Source organism: Methylomonas sp. 2F7 (assembly GCF_057126975.1).
The window spans coordinates 885,963-908,042 of sequence record NZ_CP195203.1; the positions used below are offsets into that span (position 1 = coordinate 885,963).

Consider the following 22,080-nt stretch of genomic DNA (forward strand, 5'->3'; position numbering starts at 1 on the left):
TAACTCGATATTATATGCGGTCTTATTTAGCTCGGAGGATGTAATGCGTCGGTCTTTGATTATGGGTAACTGGAAAATGAACGGCTCTCGGGAAGATGGGCAAAAACTTGCTCAAGCTTTAGCTGATGGTCTTGGTAATGTTCAGCAAGAAGTCGCGGTTTGCGTTCCATTCGTCTATTTGTCAGATATTCGTAGCGTCTTGGCTGCATCCCCTATAGCACTTGGCGCGCAGAATGTTGCAGACCAAGCGTCCGGTGCTTATACCGGCGAAGTATCAGCGGCAATGCTGAGCGAAGTCGGCTGCAAATATGCATTAGTTGGTCACTCCGAGCGTCGCAGCTACTACGGCGATACCAATGAATCAGTCGCCAAACGTTTTTGCCAAGCCCTAAGCAAAGGTGTAGTGCCTGTGCTGTGTGTTGGTGAAACGCTGGAAGAGCGCGAACAAGACAGAACCTTCCAAGTGGTTGACGAGCAATTGGATGCCGTGATCGCCGCCGCAGGCATCGAAGCATTCGAAATCGCTGTGATCGCCTACGAACCCGTTTGGGCTATCGGCACCGGTAAAGTGGCGACCGATGAGCAAGCGCAAGAAGTACACAAGTACATTCGTCAACGGATTGCCGATAGAAATCCGGTAATCGCGGAAAAAGTACAAATTTTATACGGCGGTAGCGTCAAGCCAGATAACGCAAAAGGCTTGTTTGCTATGCCCGACATTGATGGTGGTTTGGTGGGTGGCGCATCGCTGGATGCAAAAGGCTTCCTGCAAATTTGCCATTCGGTTTAGTTTCATCCGATTAAGGTCTTTATGTTGTACCAAATTATAATAATTATTCATATCTTCCTGGGTATAGGCATCGTGGGCTTGGTCCTGATGCAACAAGGAAAAGGCGCCGATGCCGGTGCGACTTTCGGCGGTGGCGCATCCGGTTCAGTATTCGGTGCTCAAGGTTCTGCCTCATTTTTATCCAGGACCACTGCTATTTTCGCCACCTTGTTTTTTATTACCAGCTTGGGCTTGGCAGTATTAAGCGGCTATCAAGGCAAAAAAACCGACGTCATATTGGATTCGACACCTGCTGCTGAACCGGTTAAGTCTGATGTGCCGCTAACACAAGGCATGCCCGCAGACGGCAGCTTGCCAATTCAGGACCTTACCTTACCTGACGCGCCGGCTATCAAAGAAGTAGAAAAACCAGCGGCAAAGTAAGTTAGCAACAAATTAAGCCGACGTGGTGAAATTGGTAGACACGCCATCTTGAGGGGGTGGTGACGCAAGTCGTGGCGGTTCAAGTCCGCCCGTCGGTACCATTTGAGAATGCACGGAAGTGCAAAGAAGTGCAAAAGCCCGCAAGTTATCTGGCTTAGCGGGTTTTTTATTGTCCAGCGACATGCAGCTAGATACAGGGACATACACCTAAAAGTGGTGCCTTTTTTGTTACCGAGCCTATAATTCCTGAAAAAAGGTAACAATTTGAAGGGGCGAAGGTAACAAAATGGCGGTTAATCTCAATAAAGACACGGTCTACAGGTCGGCTAAGCCAAAAGACAAGGATTACACCATCAACGACGGTGGCGGATTGTTCCTATTCGTTGGAGCAACAGGGACTAAGCTTTGGCGTTTTGTTTACTCCTTCGATGGCAAGCGGAGAAAAATAGCTTTCGGGGCTTATCCTGATACAACCCTTGAGAATGCCAGACGCAAGGCCGAAGAAGCGCGCGAACAAATAGCTAATAGCGTAGACCCCGGCGAAATCAGAAAAGAAGCGAAAGCAGCCAAGCAACTTGCCAAGGCTAATGAGGAACGCGTTAGTGAAGGTTTGCCGATATTGAATAGCGTTGCGGATATTACCCGGCAATGGCTGGCTTCTATCGCCCACCTTACCAGCGAAAAACCCACACCAAAAAAACCAGCAGGATTGAACGCTTAGCTTTGCCATTGCTAGGGGATAAGCCAATCAAGGAAGTCAAATTGTCTGAAATATTGGCAGTGCTAAAGCCGATGATTGATAAACAGCAGCTTGAAACGGCCAACCGGCTCCACGCTGAAATCGGTTCAATATTTGCCTATGCCATTGTCCATAACTTTACTGAATACGACCCAGCGCAACCTGTCGCCAAACAGATACCGGCGCAAAAGGTTAAACACCGCGCTGCAATTATCGACCCAAAACTTGTAGCGCAATTGCTCAGGGATATAAGCAACTATCAGGGCACCTTTGTAGTGCAATCGGCATTCAGGCTGTCGCCGCTGTTGTTTCAACGTCCCGGCGAAATCCGGCAAATGCTTTGGTCTGATGTTGATTTAGTGGCCCGGGAATGGCGGCCCGTCTAAAACAGACTGTCATCATATCGAGCCGTTATCAACGCAAGCTATTGCCATACTGGAAGCCGTCCAAACGCTCACAGGTGGTGGGCAGTATGTCTTTCCGTCAGCCGGGGCGATGGACGGCCAATGTCGGATAACACTATCAGAACGGCACTGAAATCATTAGGTTATGATTCAGACGTAATGACAGCACACGGCTTCAGAACCACGGCATCAACCCTGCTAAATGAACAAGGTTGGTCACCGGATGCTATTGAACGACAATTGGCTCACGCTCCACGTGACCAGGTAAGGGCTGCCTATAATCGAGCGCAATACCTCGAAGAACGGCGGCGGATGATGCAGAGCTGGGCTGATTACCTCGATAGCTTGAAGGCCGGGGCCCAAGTGATACCGTTCCGAAAGCAAGGATAAGGTTTAGCGCATCGCCTGCCGCGCGGCTTGAGCCAAGAACCCGGAACGGGTAGCGCCGTGAGCTTTGGCGTATTCGTCAATACGAGTCAGCAACAGCTTTGGCAATGTAATATTGACCTTCTCGGCGGGGCCTAAATACCGTTCTACCGGTACCTCTACGATAGACCACACCCAACCGGCAAATTCTGGGTCTGCTTGGTGTTCCGCTAGCGTTTTGCCGGGTGGAATCATTGCACCATCTTCGATAACTGTTTCGCACCATAGATCAATGGCTTCTTTTGCGTTTTCGAATGCCTCGTCCAGGGTGTCGCCTGCCGAAAAGCAACCCGGCAAATCGGGCACCACTACGCCAAAAGCATGATCCTCATCACCAGGCTCTATCGCAACAAAAAATCTCATACCTTCAACCCCGCTTGTTTTAACAGCTTGCTTACCTACCCTTTGCCTAAATCGCTCTTTGGATGCGGCACAGTCAAATGCCCCGGCTTAACGGGGTGAACAAAGACATGATGACTGCCTTTAACGCTACGCAGCGTCCACCCATCATCTTCGAGAAGCTTGATTAGTTGTCTGCTATTCATGGTGTGTATTATAACCACCATGGGGTGGCTGACAAGTAGGCGCTCCCTTTGGTATTTGAATCTTCTTAGGATGTAATGAATGACTATTCATCGATTTCTAAGTCACTAGCTTCGATTTCACGGAGCCGCTTTTCCCAGTCTGATTGCATGGCGGACTGCAAGTCATCGCATATCGACTCAAGAAACGGATCAAACGTATCGGTATCGTGCAGAACATTGAAATCGTCCGCCAATGTGCGGCCACCAAGGCGCTCTTCCTGGTTTTCACAAAGCCCAAACCATAACGTGAGTTTTTCAGCATTGGATAATGCCTTAATCTTGCTGTAAACCGCACTCCGCAGTTGCTCTAATCCCGCTTCCAATAATACATGTGAGCCGTCATACAGCATGGCTCCCAACTCCTGCCATTCATTCTCCGGATATTCACCCGCCATATCATTAGCCGGGTTGGCCTTGTATTGCGCGCGAACTGTCGCCTCGATTTTTTTCCGGATGGCGGGGGCAAATTCCATTCCCATGTCTTGGGCCAAGGACACATAAAACTGCCCGGATTTTTGTGTGTATTCATACGCCGACTCTTCTAAATTGCTACTAACCCGCTCGATAAGCGCCAGCGCATGCCGGGTAAACAACCCAAACTCGTGGGCCGCATCAACGCCATCCAGCGCGATTACCCATTCATGGGCAACCGGTAACAAGCTTTGCCATTCAAACGGATCGGGACGGTTCAGCAATTGAGCGGGTATGTAATGGTCGATTGGCCTGTTAATGACGGAATCCCCAATGGCGGCAATTGCAACGACATACTGTCGTTCGTCAAACTCCAGCATCACGGAAACGATTTCATCGCGTAATAGATTGCCGAAACGAGCCCGAAGACCCGGCAAAAGCTCCAAGCGTTCGGGTAACGATTTATTGACTTGGCTTTCCACGAAGTAGAGCCAGTCGTCTGCGTGGCAGAGGTGATTAGGCACTTTTTGGTTTCCGGGCAGCTTTAGGTTTGGGCGTTGCTTCGGCGTGAATATCCGTTGAGTCCGCTGCGTCGCCGCTAGCGACCCTGTCTGTTTTTGCTGTCAGTGCCTGATATAGGCCAAACAAAAACGCTACCCGTTCTGCGTCGTCTTTTTTGCCTTTGTAGCTGTAGGCGGCATCGACGGCTTTGTCGAGTTGTGCATGAGCCTTTGCCAGGTCGGGAGGCATCGTGACGGGATCGTAAAGATCGGCAAGTGTTGCTGTTTTGTGATTCTTCCGCGCCTCCAAGACGGATTGGCCGGCGACCTGAATAACTTGATATTGTTTTTCGGTAATATTTTCCGGCCACGGGAAATTGTTGTAAACAATCCCAGCAGAGTATTGATAATCGCTTTTCATTCGCCCGCAAACCGTTCGCATCCAGGCGTTGTGCATATTAGAGTGCAAAATGGCAAATTCATATAGTGTGGCATTCGGCACAACTAACAAACTTCCACTAGCTATCCAATGTTTCTCAACAAAACTAATTGGCAGGTATTTTCGGCGCTCAGATGAAACTTTTGGAATTGCTAAATAATCGGTATTAGGTTTTCTGTTTTCACTAAATAAAGTTGGATACTGCGCCCATTCACGTGTTCTGGCTTTTCCACTTTCCAAGCGCGTTTTACGAACTTGCTCAACACGTTGAGCGATTTCCGGTAAGGTTTTCAATTCATTCGGAGCTATGCCGACTAACCAAAGACAATAGCGCTCCAGGTTGTTAATCAATTCATCACCTCCCACAAAGCGCCTTACCCATTTTTCTGCTTGAGGTTTTTTTACCAATAACTCCCTTTTTTTTCTTTGGCGATAAAACTAGAAAACCAAAGTCGGTAGCCTCACTACCTTTGTTGATTTCTGCAACTTTGCAAATTGGTTTAGTTCGTTTTTCAACCCAAATATCCGATGCATCGACCAAGTACGGATTGATGTTTTTTGCTGCAATTACTTTGGGTTCACCCGAAATATCATCACCATAGTCATATAGATAGCACTGATTGAGTTTCTCCAAACCAAAACCGACGATAACGCAATGAACCGCAGCTACGCCTTTACCTTCATTACTCCAGCGGAATGTACGGTGGGCAAAATGAATTTTTAAGCCTTGCGACAGCATAAAAGGCCACAGTACCCCAGCTTGCTCGCCTTGGCAGATACTATTGGTAGAAACAAATGCTACGGGTATTCTCTTGTTTTCTTGGATATAGACAGCGGCCTTTACATCCCATCCAGTGACATAATCAAGTACACCAGAGCCTTTGATCGTTTTCAACAAAGGTTCAAGGTCTGCTTTTTGCGCTGGAGATTGTTCTTTTTTTCCTAAAAACGGCGGATTTCCCATCACGAAACTGCATTGTTCCGCCGGTAGCACCTTGTTCCAATCGATTTGCAGGGCGTTGCCGCAAACGATATTAGCCTTTTTGACCAACGGAATCCGGCTGTAATAGTTGCCGAATTGTTGTACCCTGAGGTTCATTTGATGGTCGGTCAACCACAACGCGACGGTGGCGATTTGCGCGGCGGACGGATCGATTTCGATGCCGTGGAATTGGTTGACGTTGCAAAGAATCAGGGTGTCGACATCAAGATGGCCACTGAGCTTTTTGCCCCATAGCGCTTCGATGACTTCCATTTCCAGCAAGCGTAACTCACGGTAGGCGATCACCAAAAAATTACCGCAGCCGCAGGCCGGATCAAAGAAGTTGAGGCTGGCGAGCTTTTGTTGAAAGGCAGCCAGCTTCTTTTTGTCCTTGCGGCATTTTTGGAATTCGACTTGCAGATCGTCCAAAAATAGCGGGCGTATCACCTTGAGGATATTGGCTTCGCTGGTGTAGTGAGCGCCGAATTCGCGGCGCTTTTTGGTTTTAGCTTTGCCGGCTTCGTCATCAAAGTGCATGACGGCTTGAAACAATGAGCCGAAAATAGCCGGGCTGATTTTGCTCCAATCCAGTTGGGCGCATTCGATCAGGGTTTTCCGTGCGGCTTCGTCGAAGTAGCATTGCGCCAAACTGTCTTGAAACAAGGCACCGTTGATGTAGGGGAAGCTAGCCAGATGTTCCGGTAGATTTTTGGGTCGCTTATCTTCGGCCTTGTTGAGCGTGTCAAACAACCCGGACAAAGCGCCATGCAAATCGGAACCGTCAATTTTGGCATGGTTGATCAATACATTTAGAAAACGACCGTTTTCACCAAATAAACCGGTATCGTCGGCAAATAGACAGAACAGCAACCTGACCAGATAGGTCTCCAGATCCTTGCCCTCGTAACCGGTGGCTTTGATGGCATCGTGTAAGCCAGCCATTTTGTCGGCGGCTTTCTCATTGGCGGCCAGCTCCTCCTGAACGGCAATGGCTTCGTAATCTGCCAGAAACAGGAATGGCTCAATGTGTTGCGGAAAGTCCGCCAGCTTTATTTCAAGCCGAGGTGCTTTGGTTTGCAGGTCGTACAGATGTAGGTTGGCGAAATCGCTGACCAACACATAGCGGGGCAACTCATCGTCGTTTTTTATGGCCTGAACATATTGGCTGGCTTGCACATAGGCTTTATCCAAGTTTTGGTTGCCAGACTTCATTTCCACTAGCAATTTCCCCGGCAAGAAGGCATCGATACGGCCGGTTCTACCACCCTTTTTCTGCACTCTCGTCTGAAAATCCACTAGTCGATAGTCGGAGATACCAAACACCCAGCACAGGCGATTGACGAATTTTTGATCAAAACCGGATTCGTAGGTTTCGCCGGCAAAGTCCTTGGCAAAAGAAGCGGCGCGCGAGCGAATAGTGTTGATGTTGAGGGTTGCGGTCATGTTTATTGTTTTGGGTGAGAAGGGTAAATCAGCCAGTCTAATTGCTGTGCAGTTCGGACTGATGCCGTTCGCTGCATTCTCATAGCAATAGCAAATGATCTGGGCGACGGCGCTGGAATTTGACCGCCGTATGATTGAGCCAGGCCAGCCAGATAGGAACTTTAAAGACTTCTTGTTGGTTCATAGCGGAAAATCCATTTTGTAGGTGAGTTGGTAGTCCCTGATTAAGCATCAATCTTGCTGCGTAGCGCATGTTGGTAATATTTAGCGGCTTATCCGACGACAACCAAAGTAAAGCGGCAAAATCCTAGTTTAACCGGCTTGCACTAACATCAACAAGATGAGCCCATTGCTTTCACCGCTAGAACCGACTTCTCAATAATATATGACACTCGACGCAAAAGGCCGAATCGAACGCGCCCAAAATGCAGCGCGCATAGCTGCAAAGAATCGACGCGCCAAAACCGAGCAGCGCGACAAAGAGATTTGTCGGGCTTACCTTTATCTTTCCAGCGGCTCTATGGAAAAGGCAGAAATTCTAAAGTCTATCGCTTTTCTCATTGATCAATGCGGCGGTCCCAATCTAAAAAAGCAGGAAACGGCTTTTCGCAAACTCGAGGATGGCACCAAATTAACTCGTCAACGAATTCACCAAATCGTTAAAAAAGGCCAAAAACCATCTTAGCTCGCTTTATGCGAATTTACTGGGTTTATGTAAATTTATCGAGCGTACACTAAAAATCTATTTATTAAATATCAATGGCTTACAGCTTGCCGACTTTGAGTGATTCAAAACAGGAAAACGGCGTAAATCGGCCCGAAAATCCAACGCAGACTACGGACGTCTCAACTAGCACAACGAGGTGCATCCAATGTCAGCAACATCCAACAGCTGTTGGCACCGGCCAACCGGATGAAGACGTGGAGTTATCGACTTTGGTGGACAAACTGAATGAACGCTTTGGTACTGAATTTACGCCTGCCGACCAACTGTTTTTTGATCAAGTTAGAGAAACAGCCGTCGCCAATGAGCAATTGCGGCAGGCGGTGATGGCCAACACTCTGGAGAATTTTGCACCGGTGTTTAATAAGCAACTAGAAAACTTGTTTGTTGAACGCATGGACGGTAACGAAGATATTTTTTGTCCGGCTGATGAATGACGAGGCGTTTCGTAGCATTGCATCAGGGTATCTGCTGCGCGCGGTTTATAGCCAAGTAAGGGCTGTGGGTGGGCAAGGGTAATAGATGGATCCTTGCCAAAAGCCATTAAATCTCTACCCAGCAGTCGCCGCCGCTTTTTTTCATAACATCTTTTTTTTGGCCTCGATAAGCAGTTATTTCCGGGCTATAAAGCTGCTTCAGCGACAACGTCGTTCCGGCAGGGATTACCGGATCCAGATCACATGGAGGTGTTCGACGCTTGCCATCCTTGGCTTCTGGATCTCGGCAAACCCTCGAGATGACGATTTTTGACATGCTGAAGGGTTTTTATAATTAGGCGTTATTTTCCGGCGGCGTTTATCTGACATTGTTCCGGTTTGCCGTCCTTATACGCCGCCGAGATGCCGCCCGGACCAGTGGCGCCGGTGATTAGCAGATAGGCTTGGCCGTCGATACATACCTTATGTAAACGCCAGGTTTGGATCTGGCCTTGAATATTGATGTGCTCCAGGCTTATCTCTTCCAGTGGCAACGATCTCGCCTCCGGTGGCGGCAGGGCGTTGGCGGTGGCTGCTGCAATGCTTATCAATAAACCGAAAATAAACTGCTGCATATTTTTCTCCTGTGTGTTTTAGGGGCCAGCACCGCTTCAGGGCGACTGTATCAATGTTACTCGATGAACCGAAAGCTTTCGAAATTATGGTCAGAGCAGGGTAATTGGGACGCTAGGGACTATTGCCGGCGGCAGCAGGTATTTTTCCACAGATTTAAGGGTGCGGCAGTCGTACAGTGACTATGCCGACATCACAGGGATTGATGACAGGACTGATAGACGTTCGTTGCCGGTCGGATAGAAATAGGCCTTACTTTCTGGCTCTGGGCAGAAAATGGACCTTTCCGGTCACGAGCAATAGCCAGCTGCATCGTCCTGCCTTCGTGATCGGTTTCAAGGATGATCGGTTCGGCTTGCGGTTTGGAGCCACCTTTTTACAGGTGGTAATTTTTCGATATTTCAAAGGAGCCAGTCAAATGAACGCTCAATTAAATCAAAGTTTCAGAGTTCTGAATGCTGAAGAACTGCAAAACGTATCCGGCAGTTGGTGCGGAACTACTTACCCCGGTTTTTGGAAAGGACCAAAACCCGGCCCTCTGCCCGACCTGTTCAATAGCGCGGTTAGCAGGCTTAATATGGTAAGCCTTAATCCCCAACCGTTACCACCCGCTGAGATCGGCTTCTTCGTAAAGTAAGAGGTTCTGATCAGAAAGCCGGCCAAGTGCCGGCTTTTTTACGTTGTGGCAAGCAAATAAATAAACGTCTTCTTGGCATCGCTGAGTAGCTTTCTAGGCAAAAAAACCATGCCGCCAGCAAGATGATCGCCAACGGCATGGCAGGTAGGAAGGAAGGGAGCGCAGGATGATTTACGCGGCGGCTTTTCGACGTTTACCCAAACCCATTACCCCCAGCATGCCGCTCAGGAACAGCCAGGTCGCGCCGGGCAGCGGTACCGCGGAAACGCCGGATACCGAGAAGGCTTGGTTGAAGGTGGTGCCACCGACGATGTCGGTGCCGATTCTCAGCCAGTCCGGGTCCAGATTTTCATCGCGTATCCAGGATTGCAGATCAGGGGTGAACGGGCCAGTGCCACCGACTATCGGTTTGGCGGCAGATAACCAGAGAAAATTACCGTTTTTCAATTCCACCTGCGGGACGAAAAAGTAATGGTCGGCCGCCAGTGAGATGGCGTCGTTAAAATTAATTTCGAATCTGACTTCCTGCCCGGAAACCGCACCTTCGCCGCCGGTGGTTTGATCGGGCAACGGATGGATGCCGTTTATTACCGAGTTGGCGGCCGAGACGTTACCATTGAGTAAAGTGATGCTATAACTCAGCGAGTTGCTGGCCGAGTCACGGCCCAAAAAAGCCACATCTGAAGGTGAGTTGACACGGGTCGGGACGCGGCCGGATGGCGGATTGACCGAATCTTTTCCGAACACCCGGTAGATTTCTACATTGACGTTGGCGATGTCGCCGAGCGTGGCGCCGTTGGCCAGTAAACCGGTGAAGGTGGCTTGGTTTAGCTGGGTGTGTTGCGTCAACACGAAATCGTCCGCTGATTCTATTTCTTTGCTACCGCCGCTGGCTTGCGCACCTGTGGCGATTCTGTAATCCGAATTGCCGGTGCTAAACGAGAAGGCTGCGGCGTCGGCGTTGGCGGCAAATAGTGTGGAAATGGCCAGAATGGGGATTAATTTGGTTTGCATGGGGATACTCCTAAATTGGTTAAAGTGCGGAGAACTGGTCTCGGGTAAAGAAACTGCTGGCAGCTTCTGTCTCTAACAATGCGAGTAGCGTGCCAGGAATGTTTTTTATAAATAATTTTTTAAAATCAGTGTGTTAGTGTTTTTTCTCGCATGATTGTGCTGGCGAAGGGGTGCGACGAAAGTTGCAGCTAAAGTGCTTGAAAGCGGTGCGATGCGAGGCGTTTAGCGACGGAGGGCGGTTGACCGAACCGATTATTCAGCAACTTTTGTCGCTGGGTGGCTTTGGAGAGGATTAGCATAGCTATTGCCCGGGCCTTAAATATGGCGGACTCGCGGCGCAAAAGGCAGTTGAGCCAGTGCGAAATTTAGGCTTACCGCTATTTCAATCGAGGATAGAATGAAGATCGGATTGATAAATCAAGCATTGACATCAGTAAAAATGACGCAGAAAAGTAATCCTGGGCTTTTTTTAGCGGGATGTATAGGGATAGCCTTATCGGTTGCCGCGCAAGCTCAAACGCCGGAACCGCTGGCACCGTTGCCGCTCACGGTGGACTTAAATACACCGCGTGTGGTGTTGGGGCAGCGCTTATTCCGCGATCCTAAACTGTCCGACCAAGGTCAGCGCTCTTGCGCCAGTTGTCATCCGCTAGACAGCGGCGGCATGGACGGTAAGGTCCGCGCCGAATCGGCGGACGGTGTTTCGCTGCTGCGCAATACTCCCAGCTTGTTCAACGTTTCCTTTAACTACTTTTTCAATTGGGATGGGGTAGTCACCACTTTGGAGGCGCATACCGAAAAAGTCATGCTCAATCCGAAAATCATGAATGCCAAATGGCCGGAGTTGATCGAGCGTCTGCGCGCGGTGCCTGATTATGTCGATGCGTTTAACCGGATCTATCCGGACGGATTGACCAAAGCCAATGTGGTCGATGCCTTGAGCAATTTCGAACGCAGTTTGATTACGCCCAATGCGCGCTTCGACCGTTTTCTGCGCGGCGAAATAAACGCACTCGATAGCGACGAGCAAGAAGGTTATCGACTATTCAATGCCCTGGGTTGCGTGGCCTGCCATCAGGGTGTCAATCTGGGCGGCAATTTATTCCAGAAGTTCGGCATATTCGGCGCACCGCAAGGCCAGCCGGGCCCGGTAGATCAGGGGCGTTATAGCGTGACGGGCAACGAGCGGGATCGGGGCGTGTTTCGGGTGCCCAGTTTACGCAATGTCGCCGTCACAGCGCCATATTTTCATGATGGTCGTGCCGCCAATCTGGAAGCGGCGGTGGATACGATGGCCGAGCATCAATTAGGTAAACGGCTGGCGGCGAAACAGCGCGATGCTATCGTCAAATTTCTGCGGACATTGACCGGGGAATATGCTGGCAAGGCTTTGGTCGTCAAGAACACAACCAATCCATGACTGCTATTTCCTGGCAGCCCAGGCTGATCGTCGCCGGTCTGTTGCTGGCCTTGACCTATCTCTGGCTACAAAGCGCCAGTCCGGAACTGGAAAGGCGTAACCGCCTGCAAACTACGCTGCGCATCATCGAATTGCGCGATGCCGAATTGATGCGCGATATTTTGCTGGCCCGTGCCGGTCTGCTCGCTAACTACGATTCACTAACCAAAGCCGGTCAGGAGCTGCTGCGTCTATCGCAGAGTTTGCAAACCGAATTGCAACCGGCAAATGCTGACGCCGAAAAACTAATGGGTAAATTCGCGGACCAGCTCACCGCGACTGTCCAGGATAGCTTGGTGCAAATCGAGTATCTCAAATCGGACAATGCCTTGCTGCGCAATTCGGTGATGTCCTTCGACGAGATCGGTAAAAACTTGCGGGCCGCAGCAAAGCCCGCTGACAGCGCAAAGCTGGGCAATTTATGGCGCTTGATGTTCAGTTTCATGGACAGCCCGCAGCCGGAATTAGCCAACGAAATCCAGCAGGAGCTTGATCGGTTGGCCGGGCTTGCTTCGCTGTCAGATGACAATCGGCTGTTGATTGCCCACGGCCGGCTGATCATAGAAGTCTCGCCCAAGGTGGATACGCTATTACGGCAGATCATTGCCCAGCCTATCGTCAGCCGGGTTGATGACTTGCAACAAGCCTTGCGCCAATACAGCGACAGTGTGGAGCAACAAGCCGGAGCCTATCGTTTGGCGCTGTATTTGGTCGCTGTGGTCCTACTGGCGTATTTGCTGTATCAATTTGCACGGCTCAGGGCGAACACACTGGCGTTACGAAAGGCTCACGCCAATTTGCAACTAGAAACCAACGAACGCTTGCAAGCGGAATCCTGGTTGCGGGAAAGCGAAGCCCGGCTGCGCGCCATCACCGACTCAGCCCATGAAGCGATTATCTCCGTGGACATGCAAGGCAACATCGTTTCCTGGAATCAGGGCGCGCACCAAATGTTTGGGTTTAAGGCCGACCGGATGTTGGGGCAGCCATTTCAGCAGTTACTGGCAAACCCGTCGCCAGACTTTTTCGACCAAATTCGGGAAGAAGGGGAGATAAATCGACTCAATAGCCCGATGCTGGATTCGATAGCTTTAAGGCAGGACAGCAGCGAGTTTCCGGTCGAATTGTCGCTATCCAGTTGGACGCGCGGCACCGAGCGCTATCTGACTGCCATCATCCGCGACATTAGTGCCCGTAAACACTTGGAACAAGTAGCCCGGCAGCAAGAACTGCAACTCATCCAGGCTAATAAGATGACGGCCTTAGGTACCTTGGTATCCGGCGTCGCCCACGAAATCAATAACCCCAATCAACTGATTTTGTTTAATTCCGGTTTGCTCGCCGATATTTGGAGCGATGCGCTGGAAATTCTGGAAGATCGCTATCAGGCGAGCGGTGAGTTTTCGTTGGGCGGTTTGCCTTATAGCGAAATGCGTAATAGTGCGGCGGTGCTGATCCATGACATTAACGATGGCGCAAAACGTATCGAACGCATCGTCGCCGAACTGAAAAATTATGCGCGCCCGCAAAGTGCGGAGGCCTCAGTGTCTTTTGCTATCAATGAGGTGGTGGAACGGGCAGTGCGCTTATTGAAACATTTGATAGACCAAAAAACGCAGCATTTCAAAACCGATTTGGCTGAAGCTTTGCCCTTGTTGCACGGTGATCCGCAGCAGGTGGAGCAAGTGCTGGTCAATCTGCTGATCAATGCACTGGAAGCACTTCCGGACCCGCAAAAGTCTGTTAGCGTTGCCACCAAACTGCTGGACAACGGCGGGCACGTGTGTGTGGAAGTCCACGACGAAGGGATTGGTATCGCCGCCGAGCATATCGAGCAACTGTGCGACCCGTTCTTTACCACGAAGCAGGCCAATGGCGGCACCGGGCTGGGTTTGGCGATCAGCGCCTCTTTGCTGCGCGCCCAGGGCGGCCGCTTAAGTTTTTCATCCGCGCCGGGTCAAGGCACCTGCGCCCGGGTCATTTTTCCGCTAAATCCGGTGCCAGCTATGGAAGCGAATCATGCAATGTAAAGACCTCGGTAACCTGCCTATCCTGCTGGTGGACGACGAAGCGCAATTGTTGCACAGCGCTAGTCTGGTATTGCGTAGCGCCGGTTTCGCCGAGGTGTTAACACTGGACGACAGCCGGGCGGTGCTGCCTTTGCTGGCAACCCGGTCCATCGGCGTAATAGTGCTGGATCTAACCATGCCGCATCTGTCCGGCAAGGAGCTATTGGAGCAGATCGCCGCCGAGTATCCGGAAATCCTGGTGATCATGATGACCGCTACCAACGATTTGCAAATCGCGGTGCAGTGTATGCGTAGCGGCGCCAGCGATTATTTGCTAAAACCGGTGGAGCAAAATTGTCTGGTGGCTGCGGTGCGGCGGGCTGTGGAGGCCAGGGTGCTGCGCGCGGAGTTTTTGTCGCTGAAAGACCGCCTGTTAACCAACAGCCCGCACGAACCCGGCGGATTTGCCGACATCGTTACCCAAAGCCCGGCCATGTTTGCGATATTTCGTTACATCGAAGCCATTGCCGCCTCTCCGCAGCCGGTGCTGATCACAGGCGAAACAGGGGCCGGCAAAGAATTGATTGCTCGGGCCTTGCATCGGCTGTCCGGGCGAGCGGGCGACTTGGTGGCGGTCAACGTCGCCGGTTTGGACGATACGCTGTTTTCCGACACGCTGTTCGGCCATGCCAAGGGCTCGTTCACCGGCGCCGAACGGGCTCGCGACGGTTTGCTCGCCAGTACCGGCGAGGGTACGCTTTTTCTCGATGAAATCGGCGACCTCAGCATCGCTTCGCAGGTCAAGCTGTTGCGCCTATTGCAGGATGGTTCGTTTTACCCAATAGGTGCGGATCGGCCTCGGCAAAACCGGGCGCGGATTATCGTCGCTACCCATTGCGATGTCAGACGCCAGGTCGAACTCGGCACTTTTCGCAAGGATTTATATTTTCGCTTGCGGACCCATCATATCCAACTGCCGCCGCTACGCGAACGCCGTGAAGATCTACCGCAACTGACGCTGCATTTCGTGGAAAAAGCCGCCGACAGCCTGGGTAAGCCCGCGCCCAGCGTGCCGCCAGCGCTATTTCAGTGGTTGCATAACTATGCGTTCCCCGGCAATATCCGCGAACTCGAAGGCATGGCCTTCGATGCTGTGGCCCGCAGTCAGGGCGCGGTGTTGTCCTTGCAGAGCTTCAAGGAGGCCATTGCCGACCAAGCGCCGATGAATGCAGATGGCGAGGCAATGGACGGACTGACCGCTTTGACCGGCCAGTTTCCGGAGCGTTTGCCGACTTTGAAGGAAGCCGAAGAAGCGCTGATTGCCGAAGCATTACAGCGCGCCCAAGGCAATCAGGGTGTTGCCGCCGGTTTGCTGGGCATTAGTCGGCAGGCTCTAAACAAGCGCCTGATTCGCCGCGACGCAGAGAGCTTCTGAACCGAGAATGACGGTGTCCGGGGTGGCGGATATTTTAGAGACTGCCTGGCTCGATCCCCAATACTCGTAAGCTTTGCGTTGTTCAATCCCCTCTTTAAAAAGAGGGGCAGGGGAGATTTTCTAAATAAATCCCCGCCGCTCCCGTTTATGGCCAGTGGGTATTTTTTCAACGGTGGGAAGAGCTTTAATTTAGCGGCATTGGGTTTCCTAATTGGCAAGCTGTTCCAGCCAAACCAAAAAAACGCCGTCATGCTCGCGGGGATACCGGGCATCCTCTGCCATGGATGGCGAGCTTCGAGCTGTCCATGCAATCTGGATTTCGGCAATCCCTGCCGAAATAACGACTTACGGGAAGTGCCTTTGAATTAACTGAAGCAGCTTATCAATCAAGTTGGGTTTTAGAGTTTTCCTTTTTATAAATCAAAGCTAAGGAGAGCCGAATATGGCTTTAATATCATTGCGACAACTTTTGGATTACGCGGCGGAACATAGCTTTGCCGTGCCGGCTTTCAATATCAGTAACATGGAGCAAGTGCAGGCTATTATGCAGGCGGCCGATGCCTGCGACAGTCCGGTGATTATGCAAGGCTCGGCTGGGGCGAATCGTTATGCCGGCGAGGTATTTCTGCGGCATTTGATATTGGCTGCCGTCGAGCAATATCCGCATATTCCGGTGGTGATGCACCGAGACCACGGGCCTTCGCCCGACATCTGCGCCCAGGCGATTCAATCCGGTTTTAGCTCGGTGATGATGGATGGCTCTTTGCTGGAGGACATGAAAACTCCGGCTTCTTTTGACTACAACGTTGAGGTGACCCGCCGTGTTGTGAGCATGGCGCATGCTTGTGGGGTCTCGGTGGAGGGAGAAATCGGTTGCCTGGGTTCGTTGGAAAATCAGCAGGATTCGGATCACAGCCGCTTACTGACCGACCCCGATGAGGCGGTGGAGTTTGTCGAACAAACCCAAGTCGATGCGCTGGCGGTGGCCATAGGCACCAGTCATGGAGCGTATAAATTCAGCAAGCCGCCCACCGGCGAAGTGTTGGTGATCAGTCGCTTAAAAACCCTGCAACGGCGTCTGCCGAATATGCATTTTGTCATGCACGGCTCCAGTTCGGTACCGCAAGATTGGCTGCAAGTCATCAATCAATACGGTGGCGATATTGCAGAAACCTATGGTGTACCGGTTGCGGAAATTGTAGAAGGGATTAAATACGGCGTTCGTAAAGTGAATATCGATACCGACTTACGCATGGCCTCCACCGGCGCGATTCGCCGCTTTGTCGCCCAACCGGAAAATGCTGCGGAGTTGGACGCGCGCAAGATTTATCAGGCCGCCAGAGACGCCATGCAGACGCTTTGTCGGGCACGTTACGAAGCATTCGGTTCCGCTGGGCATGCCGGTAAAATTAAAGCCAAACCATTAAGCGAAATGGCGAAACGCTATAAGTAGGCGGCAAGGCCCTCGGCGTTGATCGTTCGAAAATGGCTTCGACGTAAGCAGTTTGGAGTGTCAGGTTTGGCAACTAGGTCTGCCGGCCACGCGCAAGAAAGTTTTAGGTTCATCACATAAAAACCAGTATCATAATTCCGCAAATTCTATTGGCTATTTTTTAACCGACATTTAATCAGACTAAATACTAATCCATCACCGCACCATGCCAGCCAACCTCCTTAACAAACAATCAACTGCCAGACGTAAGCTAAGTAAGCTGCTGTCTTTTGGGTTGCCTTTGGTTTTGTTGTTGGCGTTTTTGGGTAAGCAAATCGTCGGTTTCGATAGTATCGGCTGGAGCAATGGTTTTAGCCACCCATTGAACGGTTGGGATCATTTGGTGACGATGCTGGCCGTCGGTATCTGGGCTGCGCAATTGCGCGGACAGGCTATCTGGATGCTGCCGCTGGCCTTCGTTGGGGTGATGAGTCTTGGCGGTTTGGCCGGCGCTGCAGGTATCGCGCTGCCCAGCGTCGAAGGCATCATCCTGTTATCGTGCGCGGTATTCAGCGTCCTGATTACCCGCAAGGTGCGTTTCAGCGCCAAAGTCAACGTGTTGATCGTGGCGTTTTTTGCGTTTTTCCACGGTTATGCGCACGGTCAGGAAATATCCACCTCGGCCAGTCTGATTTCATACACTTTGGGATTCATGCTGGCGACTTTGCTGCTGCATGGCGCCGGCATCTTGGTAGCCAAATTGGTGGTGTTCTGTGCCACTTGCCTGTTGACGGCCATGTTCGCCAATGCGGCGCTGGCTAAATCTGCCGATTCCCTTGATGAAGGTCAATTGAATGCGTCTGTCAAACTGGTTCACGATTCCGGTTTGCAGCAAACCGCGCCGTTCTGGCTGACCATGCAGATTGCAGGAGGGGCAGGGAATGATAACGCGTTCTCCCGGCAGCGAATACTCGATGCCGAATCGAAATGTTGTCGAGACCAGCTAGGCAGTGTCCGATCACACAGCGCTTACAGTGAATTAAAGTTATTGATCAGCACCGCGCATGCTACAGATAAGCCAAACAGTCATCAGCTGCTGGCCAAAACCGAGCCTGCTCAGGGGCTGGCTATTTGCCGGGATAGGGCCATATTCGATGGCGATCATCTGGTCGATGCCGGATTGGATTTCAAGCATTACTATCGGGATGTCAACCACACCCCCGGCAAACAGTTGCTCAGCAACGGCGTCGGCCTCACTTCGCCGCCCGTTTCCAGTGTTTTAGCCCCGCAAGCGCTCCAAAATTCCTGCAACACCCCGAATTCATTCCTTGAAGAGTCTGATCTTCAATCGAAATTTGCCCAACCTCATAGCGGCAATCTCCATACCCAAACGCTCGAATACTCCAGGCCTGATTGCGCCGTTCGTAATCAAGATCTTACCTGGCAATCCGCTCGTGGCAGCTTTTTCTGCCCCACTAAATTTCTATCGTACTTAACCGCCGACGCTAAGTTTACAGGCGGCATTTTCAGTATTCATGTGCTTCCGGTAAGCCGAATTAGCTTGCCGTTTGCAATGTCAGTAAAACCGCTCGACCGAGTGTTTCCCGTTCCAAACATAACAATAACAATCAACCACATATTCAACTTATGAGGAAAGCAATGCACACCCTAACCCACGTCCGCTGTGCCCATGTCTTTTGTGCGCTAACACCTGTTAACGGTCAGTAAAGGAGCTGAAATGAATCCGTATACCGCAATGATGAAAAAGAAACCTTTGATTGTCGCCCTGGAAATCATTTTGGGCCTAAGCTGCGCGACGCTCCAGGCTGCACCCGGCACAGAGCAGCCGGAACAACAGGCGCAGTCCGAAGCTACCGATACTGCCGACAAACCGGCTAAAGCCAAGGTGAAGGCCAAAGCCGATAACACGGAAGAGCTGGGCGCGGTGGAAGTGGAAGAAGACGGCCGCGGCAAGAATTTGATCGGTATTGCACCGTCGGCTTCGCAAGGCGAAGTCAGCCAGAAGCAATTCGAATACCGGCCGTTCTCGCGTAACGGCGAATTGGTCGAAGTGGTGCCGGGTGCCGTCGCCACCCAGCATAGCGGCTCCGGCAAGGCCAACCAATACTTCCTGCGCGGCTTTAACCTGGACCACGGTACCGATTTTACGACCTACGTCGACGGTATTCCGATGAACATGACTACCCACGCCCACGGCCAAGGTTATATGGACATCAACAGCATCATTCCGGAGCTGGTGAAAAAAGTCGAATACGGCAAGGGCCCGTATTACGCGGAAGTGGGGGACTTCTCGGCGGCCGGTTACGCCAAAATGTTCAGTATGGACAGGCTGGATCAAGGTATCGCCAAATTTACCGCCGGTTCGTTTGATTACTACCGAACGCTGGTGGCCAATTCCCATAAAATTGGCGACGGCGATTTGCTCTATGCCGGTGAATTCAATCTGTACGACGGCGTTTGGGAAGTGCCGGAAGATTCGAAGAAATTTAACGGCCAATTGCGCTACACGCTGGATCGCGGCGATTGGGGCATGGCAATCAACGGCAAAGCCTATACCAACAGCTGGACTGCCACCAACCAGATCCCGCAAGCCGCGATTGATAGCGGCGCCATCGGTTTGTACGGCAGCATGGACCCAACCGACGGCGGCGAGACCAACCGCTATAGCGCCTCGGCCAGCTTTTGGAACCAGGGCGGCAACTGGAAAAACGACGCGAATATCTACGCGGTCTATACCGATTTGAATTTATTCTCCAATTTCAGCGGCTTTACCCGCGGCGCCGGTGGCGACCAGATTTTGCAAACCGAGCGCCGAGTACAAACCGGCGGTCATTTCGAGCATACCCGCTACAACAAGCTGTTCGGTTTTGAAATGGACAACAGCATCGGCCTGCAATTTCGCAACGACCAGATCATGGATTTAGGTTTGTACGAAACCGAAGCTCGGCAAATCGTCAACACTGTCAGCAAGAGCAATGTCGGCGTGACCACCGTGGGCACCTATTTCAAAAACACCACCCACTGGCACGATAAAGTCCGCACCATCGCCGGTTTGCGCGGCGATTTCATCAATAATGAGGTTGAGGTTTTGGCTAGCGGCAGCGGCACAGCCGAGACCAATGCTGCCAACTCCGGCAGTCGTGGCAAGGCCATGATCAGTCCGAAGCTGAGTCTGGTGGTCGGCCCCTGGTACAACACCGAATACTTCGCGAATATCGGTTACGGCTATCACTCCAACGATGCGCGCGGCACCACGCTGCAAGTACATCCAGTGACCGGCACCGATTTGGACCCGGACGGCAATGCGGTTAGTCCACGGATTCGTCCGGCGGCGTGGTCGCGCGGCGGCGAGGTTGGCGCCCGCACGAATATCATCCCCGGTTTGAACAGTACCTTTGCCTTGTGGTGGCTGCAATCCAGCGAAGAGTTGGTGTTCGTCGGCGATGCCGGTACTACCGAAGTGAATGGTAAATCGCAACGTTACGGTATCGAGTTTACCAACTATTACAAACCCACTGAATGGCTGACGCTGGACGCCGACTATGCGTTGACCACGGCGCAATTTAATAAAGCCCCGGACGGCGCCACCAATAAGTTCATCCCTAATTCGGTGGGCCGGGTGATCAGTGCCGGCGCCCTGATCGAAGCGCCCAACGGCCTGTTCGGCACCTTGCGGTTTCGGCATTTCGGCAGCGTACCCTTGGATGAATCGGGCAATGTTTGGGCCGGCGATACCAATATCGTTAACCTGGGCGCGGGCTATAAGCAAAAGCAATACAAGTTCGAGATCGATATCTTCAATATCCTGGGTTCGCAAAGCAACGATATTGCCTACAACTACGAATATAACTATCCGAACGGCGTCGCCGGGGCAGGCCTAATGAAACATCCTGTAGAGCCGCGCATGGTACGCGGCACCATCACGGTCAATTTCTAAGGACAGCCTGATGATATTTCGCACCTTTAAAAATGGTAGATGGCTGATGGCGGCATTGTTGATGTGCCAATCGGCTTGGGTTTGCGCGCATCCGCCGGGCCTGAGCTCGCTGGATGTGACGATTAAACCCGCGCAAATCGATGCCAAGGTGACCTTTGCCTTGCAAGACATCGAAGCCTTCGCGCCGATGGATAGCGATTTGGACGCGGAGGTGACCGATGCTGAGCGTGAAGCGGCCAAGCCAGCGATTGCCAAACTGCTGGCCGCGCAACTGCGCGTCAGTGTCGATAGCCGGGATGTTCAGCCTAGCGAACCTAGGCAGGTCAGTTTCGACGATCAAAATAATGCGCGGGTGGAACTGCACTATGCGGCGCATGTGCAAACAGCTTTGTTGCTACAGTCGAAGTTTTTGGCTTTGCTGCCCGACGGCCATCAGCAGTATTTGACGGTCAGGGATGCCAACGGCAAAGCGCTTACCGAGAAAATGCTGGGCAAACACGACGATCAAATCAGTTTACCCATCGCCAACGCGGCGGGGGAGTCCCCCCAAGCTCCGTTTGCGGCGTTTGGCGATTTTTTTAAGCTGGGCATCGAGCATATAGTCACCGGTTACGACCATTTGCTGTTTTTGTTTGCGCTGTTGGCGGTCACTCACAGCTTTTGGCCTGCTTTGAAAATCATCACTTTCTTCACGATAGCCCACTCCATCACGCTGGCCTGCGCCGGACTTAACTTGATCGAGCTGCCCAGCAGTTTCGTCGAGCCGTTCATCGCCGCGACGATTATTTATGTGGGTGTGGAGAACATCATCCGTGGCGACCATCCCAAGGGTCGGCACTGGCTGACCTTTGGCTTTGGTTTGATTCACGGTTTCGGTTTTGCCGGAGTCTTGCAGGAAATGGACATTTCTTCCGGTGATACCGGCATCTTGCTGCCTTTGTTGTCGTTTAATTTAGGCATAGAAACCGGGCAAATCGCCGTCGCCGCTATCGTGTTGCCGATGATCTGGTGGCTGAATAATAAAGTCGAGACTGCCGAGAAGTTTCTAAAAGCCGGTTCGATTGCCGTCAGCTTGATGGGCGCGTTCTGGTTGGTGGAGCGAACCATGCTGTAAATACAACCGAATGGCGGGATCCAAGCCCGCAGTTGCTGCCTCAAGGCCACCTAAACTGGCCTGATTCAATCCTGATCCAAAAAAATGGTTCATCCGGGCCACGGATTG

At 51.7% G+C, this 22,080-nt stretch carries 21 protein-coding genes and 1 tRNA gene; 14 read left to right on the plus strand and 8 right to left on the minus strand.

Going from position 1 to position 22,080, the window contains the following annotated elements; translation table 11 throughout:
- The first annotated feature begins 43 nt into the window (after positions 1 to 43).
- From tpiA to ACR64Q_RS04195, 6 genes are all read left to right on the plus strand, one after another.
- A complete protein-coding gene (gene tpiA / locus ACR64Q_RS04170) occupies positions 44 to 790 on the plus strand; it encodes a triose-phosphate isomerase (RefSeq protein WP_313733672.1) in 747 nt (248 codons plus the stop codon).
- 21 nt (positions 791 to 811) lie between these two features.
- Positions 812 to 1,213: a preprotein translocase subunit SecG gene (gene secG, locus ACR64Q_RS04175; RefSeq protein WP_256608089.1), complete on the plus strand. Its 402-nt coding sequence runs from the start codon at positions 812 to 814 to the stop codon at positions 1,211 to 1,213.
- Positions 1,214 to 1,229: 16 nt separating this feature from the next.
- A tRNA-Leu gene (locus ACR64Q_RS04180) sits at positions 1,230 to 1,314 on the plus strand.
- 185 nt (positions 1,315 to 1,499) lie between these two features.
- Entirely contained in the window at positions 1,500 to 1,934 is a 435-nt protein-coding gene (locus ACR64Q_RS04185; protein WP_313733673.1) for an Arm DNA-binding domain-containing protein, read from the plus strand.
- The gene (locus ACR64Q_RS04190; RefSeq protein WP_409521154.1) at positions 1,862 to 2,338 is read left to right on the plus strand and encodes a tyrosine-type recombinase/integrase; all 477 of its coding nucleotides are present in this window, start codon (positions 1,862 to 1,864) and stop codon (positions 2,336 to 2,338) included. Before ACR64Q_RS04185 ends, ACR64Q_RS04190 begins: the two co-directional genes overlap by 73 nt.
- A gap of 120 nt (positions 2,339 to 2,458) precedes the next feature.
- The gene (locus ACR64Q_RS04195; protein ID WP_313733675.1) at positions 2,459 to 2,746 is read left to right on the plus strand and encodes a tyrosine-type recombinase/integrase; all 288 of its coding nucleotides are present in this window, start codon (positions 2,459 to 2,461) and stop codon (positions 2,744 to 2,746) included.
- A gap of 3 nt (positions 2,747 to 2,749) precedes the next feature.
- Here ACR64Q_RS04195 and ACR64Q_RS04200 read toward each other — a convergent pair whose 3' ends face one another.
- The 5 genes from ACR64Q_RS04200 to ACR64Q_RS04220 all read right to left on the minus strand — a co-directional run bounded on the left by ACR64Q_RS04200 (position 2,750) and on the right by ACR64Q_RS04220 (position 7,141).
- Positions 2,750 to 3,145, minus strand: a complete 396-nt coding sequence (locus ACR64Q_RS04200; RefSeq protein WP_313733676.1) for a type II toxin-antitoxin system HicB family antitoxin — start codon at positions 3,143 to 3,145, stop codon at positions 2,750 to 2,752.
- A gap of 35 nt (positions 3,146 to 3,180) precedes the next feature.
- Complete coding sequence (locus ACR64Q_RS04205) at positions 3,181 to 3,348, minus strand: type II toxin-antitoxin system HicA family toxin (protein WP_313733677.1); 168 nt, start codon at positions 3,346 to 3,348, stop codon at positions 3,181 to 3,183.
- Between the two features lie 62 nt (positions 3,349 to 3,410).
- Positions 3,411 to 4,301: a hypothetical protein gene (locus ACR64Q_RS04210; protein WP_313733678.1), complete on the minus strand. Its 891-nt coding sequence runs from the start codon at positions 4,299 to 4,301 to the stop codon at positions 3,411 to 3,413.
- The gene (locus tag ACR64Q_RS04215) at positions 4,294 to 5,124 is read right to left on the minus strand and encodes a type IIL restriction-modification enzyme MmeI (protein WP_313733679.1); all 831 of its coding nucleotides are present in this window, start codon (positions 5,122 to 5,124) and stop codon (positions 4,294 to 4,296) included. Before ACR64Q_RS04215 ends, ACR64Q_RS04210 begins: the two co-directional genes overlap by 8 nt.
- Positions 5,072 to 7,141, minus strand: coding sequence for a DNA methyltransferase (locus ACR64Q_RS04220; RefSeq protein ID WP_313733680.1), 2,070 nt, complete (start codon positions 7,139 to 7,141; stop codon positions 5,072 to 5,074). Before ACR64Q_RS04220 ends, ACR64Q_RS04215 begins: the two co-directional genes overlap by 53 nt.
- A 921-nt stretch (positions 7,142 to 8,062) precedes the next feature.
- On the opposite strand from ACR64Q_RS04220, the gene ACR64Q_RS04225 reads away from it, so the two are divergent.
- Positions 8,063 to 8,302 (plus strand): hypothetical protein, encoded by a 240-nt coding sequence (locus ACR64Q_RS04225; RefSeq protein ID WP_313733682.1) that lies wholly within the window; start codon positions 8,063 to 8,065, stop codon positions 8,300 to 8,302.
- A 106-nt stretch (positions 8,303 to 8,408) separates the two neighbouring features.
- Here the strand turns inward: ACR64Q_RS04225 and ACR64Q_RS04230 are convergent, their stop codons facing one another.
- The 3 genes from ACR64Q_RS04230 to ACR64Q_RS04240 form a co-directional block, all read right to left on the minus strand.
- The gene (locus tag ACR64Q_RS04230; RefSeq protein ID WP_313733683.1) at positions 8,409 to 8,618 is read right to left on the minus strand and encodes a hypothetical protein; all 210 of its coding nucleotides are present in this window, start codon (positions 8,616 to 8,618) and stop codon (positions 8,409 to 8,411) included.
- Positions 8,619 to 8,643: 25 nt separating this feature from the next.
- Entirely contained in the window at positions 8,644 to 8,916 is a 273-nt protein-coding gene (locus ACR64Q_RS04235; RefSeq protein WP_313733684.1) for a hypothetical protein, read from the minus strand.
- A gap of 806 nt (positions 8,917 to 9,722) precedes the next feature.
- Entirely contained in the window at positions 9,723 to 10,565 is an 843-nt protein-coding gene (locus ACR64Q_RS04240; RefSeq protein ID WP_313733686.1) for a calponin homology domain-containing protein, read from the minus strand.
- A gap of 439 nt (positions 10,566 to 11,004) precedes the next feature.
- Here ACR64Q_RS04240 and ACR64Q_RS04245 point away from each other — a divergent pair, with 439 nt between their 5' ends.
- The 7 genes from ACR64Q_RS04245 to ACR64Q_RS04275 all read left to right on the plus strand — a co-directional run bounded on the left by ACR64Q_RS04245 (position 11,005) and on the right by ACR64Q_RS04275 (position 21,972).
- The gene (locus ACR64Q_RS04245) at positions 11,005 to 11,985 is read left to right on the plus strand and encodes a cytochrome-c peroxidase (protein WP_313733687.1); all 981 of its coding nucleotides are present in this window, start codon (positions 11,005 to 11,007) and stop codon (positions 11,983 to 11,985) included.
- Positions 11,982 to 14,054 (plus strand): DAHL domain-containing protein, encoded by a 2,073-nt coding sequence (locus ACR64Q_RS04250; RefSeq protein ID WP_313733688.1) that lies wholly within the window; start codon positions 11,982 to 11,984, stop codon positions 14,052 to 14,054. Before ACR64Q_RS04245 ends, ACR64Q_RS04250 begins: the two co-directional genes overlap by 4 nt.
- Entirely contained in the window at positions 14,044 to 15,468 is a 1,425-nt protein-coding gene (locus ACR64Q_RS04255; protein WP_313733689.1) for a sigma-54-dependent transcriptional regulator, read from the plus strand. Before ACR64Q_RS04250 ends, ACR64Q_RS04255 begins: the two co-directional genes overlap by 11 nt.
- Before the next feature lie 442 nt (positions 15,469 to 15,910).
- Positions 15,911 to 16,921: a class II fructose-bisphosphate aldolase gene (gene fba, locus ACR64Q_RS04260; RefSeq protein WP_313733690.1), complete on the plus strand. Its 1,011-nt coding sequence runs from the start codon at positions 15,911 to 15,913 to the stop codon at positions 16,919 to 16,921.
- A 205-nt stretch (positions 16,922 to 17,126) separates the two neighbouring features.
- Entirely contained in the window at positions 17,127 to 18,551 is a 1,425-nt protein-coding gene (locus ACR64Q_RS04265; RefSeq protein ID WP_313733691.1) for a HupE/UreJ family protein, read from the plus strand.
- A gap of 87 nt (positions 18,552 to 18,638) precedes the next feature.
- On the plus strand, positions 18,639 to 20,858 hold the full coding sequence (locus ACR64Q_RS04270; RefSeq protein WP_313733692.1) for a TonB-dependent receptor: 2,220 nt from the start codon (positions 18,639 to 18,641) through the stop codon (positions 20,856 to 20,858).
- A gap of 10 nt (positions 20,859 to 20,868) precedes the next feature.
- Positions 20,869 to 21,972, plus strand: coding sequence for a HupE/UreJ family protein (locus tag ACR64Q_RS04275; RefSeq protein WP_313733693.1), 1,104 nt, complete (start codon positions 20,869 to 20,871; stop codon positions 21,970 to 21,972).
- The last annotated feature ends 108 nt before the right edge of the window (positions 21,973 to 22,080 follow it).

What these genes read in the sequence shown, in the direction of transcription:
- ACR64Q_RS04255 (WP_313733689.1), top strand. Translation starts at nt 14,044, where the DNA reads ATGCAATGTAAAGACCTCGGTAACCTGCCTATCCTGCTGGTGGACGAC.
- secG (WP_256608089.1), top strand. Translation starts at nt 812, where the DNA reads ATGTTGTACCAAATTATAATAATTATTCATATCTTCCTGGGTATAGGC.
- ACR64Q_RS04190 (WP_409521154.1), top strand. Translation starts at nt 1,862, where the DNA reads ATGGCTGGCTTCTATCGCCCACCTTACCAGCGAAAAACCCACACCAAA.
- fba (WP_313733690.1), top strand. Translation starts at nt 15,911, where the DNA reads ATGGCTTTAATATCATTGCGACAACTTTTGGATTACGCGGCGGAACAT.
- ACR64Q_RS04205 (WP_313733677.1), bottom strand. Translation starts at nt 3,348, where the DNA reads ATGGTGGTTATAATACACACCATGAATAGCAGACAACTAATCAAGCTT.
- ACR64Q_RS04275 (WP_313733693.1), top strand. Translation starts at nt 20,869, where the DNA reads ATGATATTTCGCACCTTTAAAAATGGTAGATGGCTGATGGCGGCATTG.
- ACR64Q_RS04200 (WP_313733676.1), bottom strand. Translation starts at nt 3,145, where the DNA reads ATGAGATTTTTTGTTGCGATAGAGCCTGGTGATGAGGATCATGCTTTT.
- ACR64Q_RS04270 (WP_313733692.1), top strand. Translation starts at nt 18,639, where the DNA reads ATGAATCCGTATACCGCAATGATGAAAAAGAAACCTTTGATTGTCGCC.
- ACR64Q_RS04245 (WP_313733687.1), top strand. Translation starts at nt 11,005, where the DNA reads ATGACGCAGAAAAGTAATCCTGGGCTTTTTTTAGCGGGATGTATAGGG.
- ACR64Q_RS04195 (WP_313733675.1), top strand. Translation starts at nt 2,459, where the DNA reads ATGTCGGATAACACTATCAGAACGGCACTGAAATCATTAGGTTATGAT.
- ACR64Q_RS04220 (WP_313733680.1), bottom strand. Translation starts at nt 7,141, where the DNA reads ATGACCGCAACCCTCAACATCAACACTATTCGCTCGCGCGCCGCTTCT.
- ACR64Q_RS04235 (WP_313733684.1), bottom strand. Translation starts at nt 8,916, where the DNA reads ATGCAGCAGTTTATTTTCGGTTTATTGATAAGCATTGCAGCAGCCACC.
- ACR64Q_RS04265 (WP_313733691.1), top strand. Translation starts at nt 17,127, where the DNA reads ATGCCAGCCAACCTCCTTAACAAACAATCAACTGCCAGACGTAAGCTA.
- ACR64Q_RS04240 (WP_313733686.1), bottom strand. Translation starts at nt 10,565, where the DNA reads ATGCAAACCAAATTAATCCCCATTCTGGCCATTTCCACACTATTTGCC.
- ACR64Q_RS04230 (WP_313733683.1), bottom strand. Translation starts at nt 8,618, where the DNA reads ATGTCAAAAATCGTCATCTCGAGGGTTTGCCGAGATCCAGAAGCCAAG.
- ACR64Q_RS04250 (WP_313733688.1), top strand. Translation starts at nt 11,982, where the DNA reads ATGACTGCTATTTCCTGGCAGCCCAGGCTGATCGTCGCCGGTCTGTTG.
- ACR64Q_RS04185 (WP_313733673.1), top strand. Translation starts at nt 1,500, where the DNA reads ATGGCGGTTAATCTCAATAAAGACACGGTCTACAGGTCGGCTAAGCCA.
- tpiA (WP_313733672.1), top strand. Translation starts at nt 44, where the DNA reads ATGCGTCGGTCTTTGATTATGGGTAACTGGAAAATGAACGGCTCTCGG.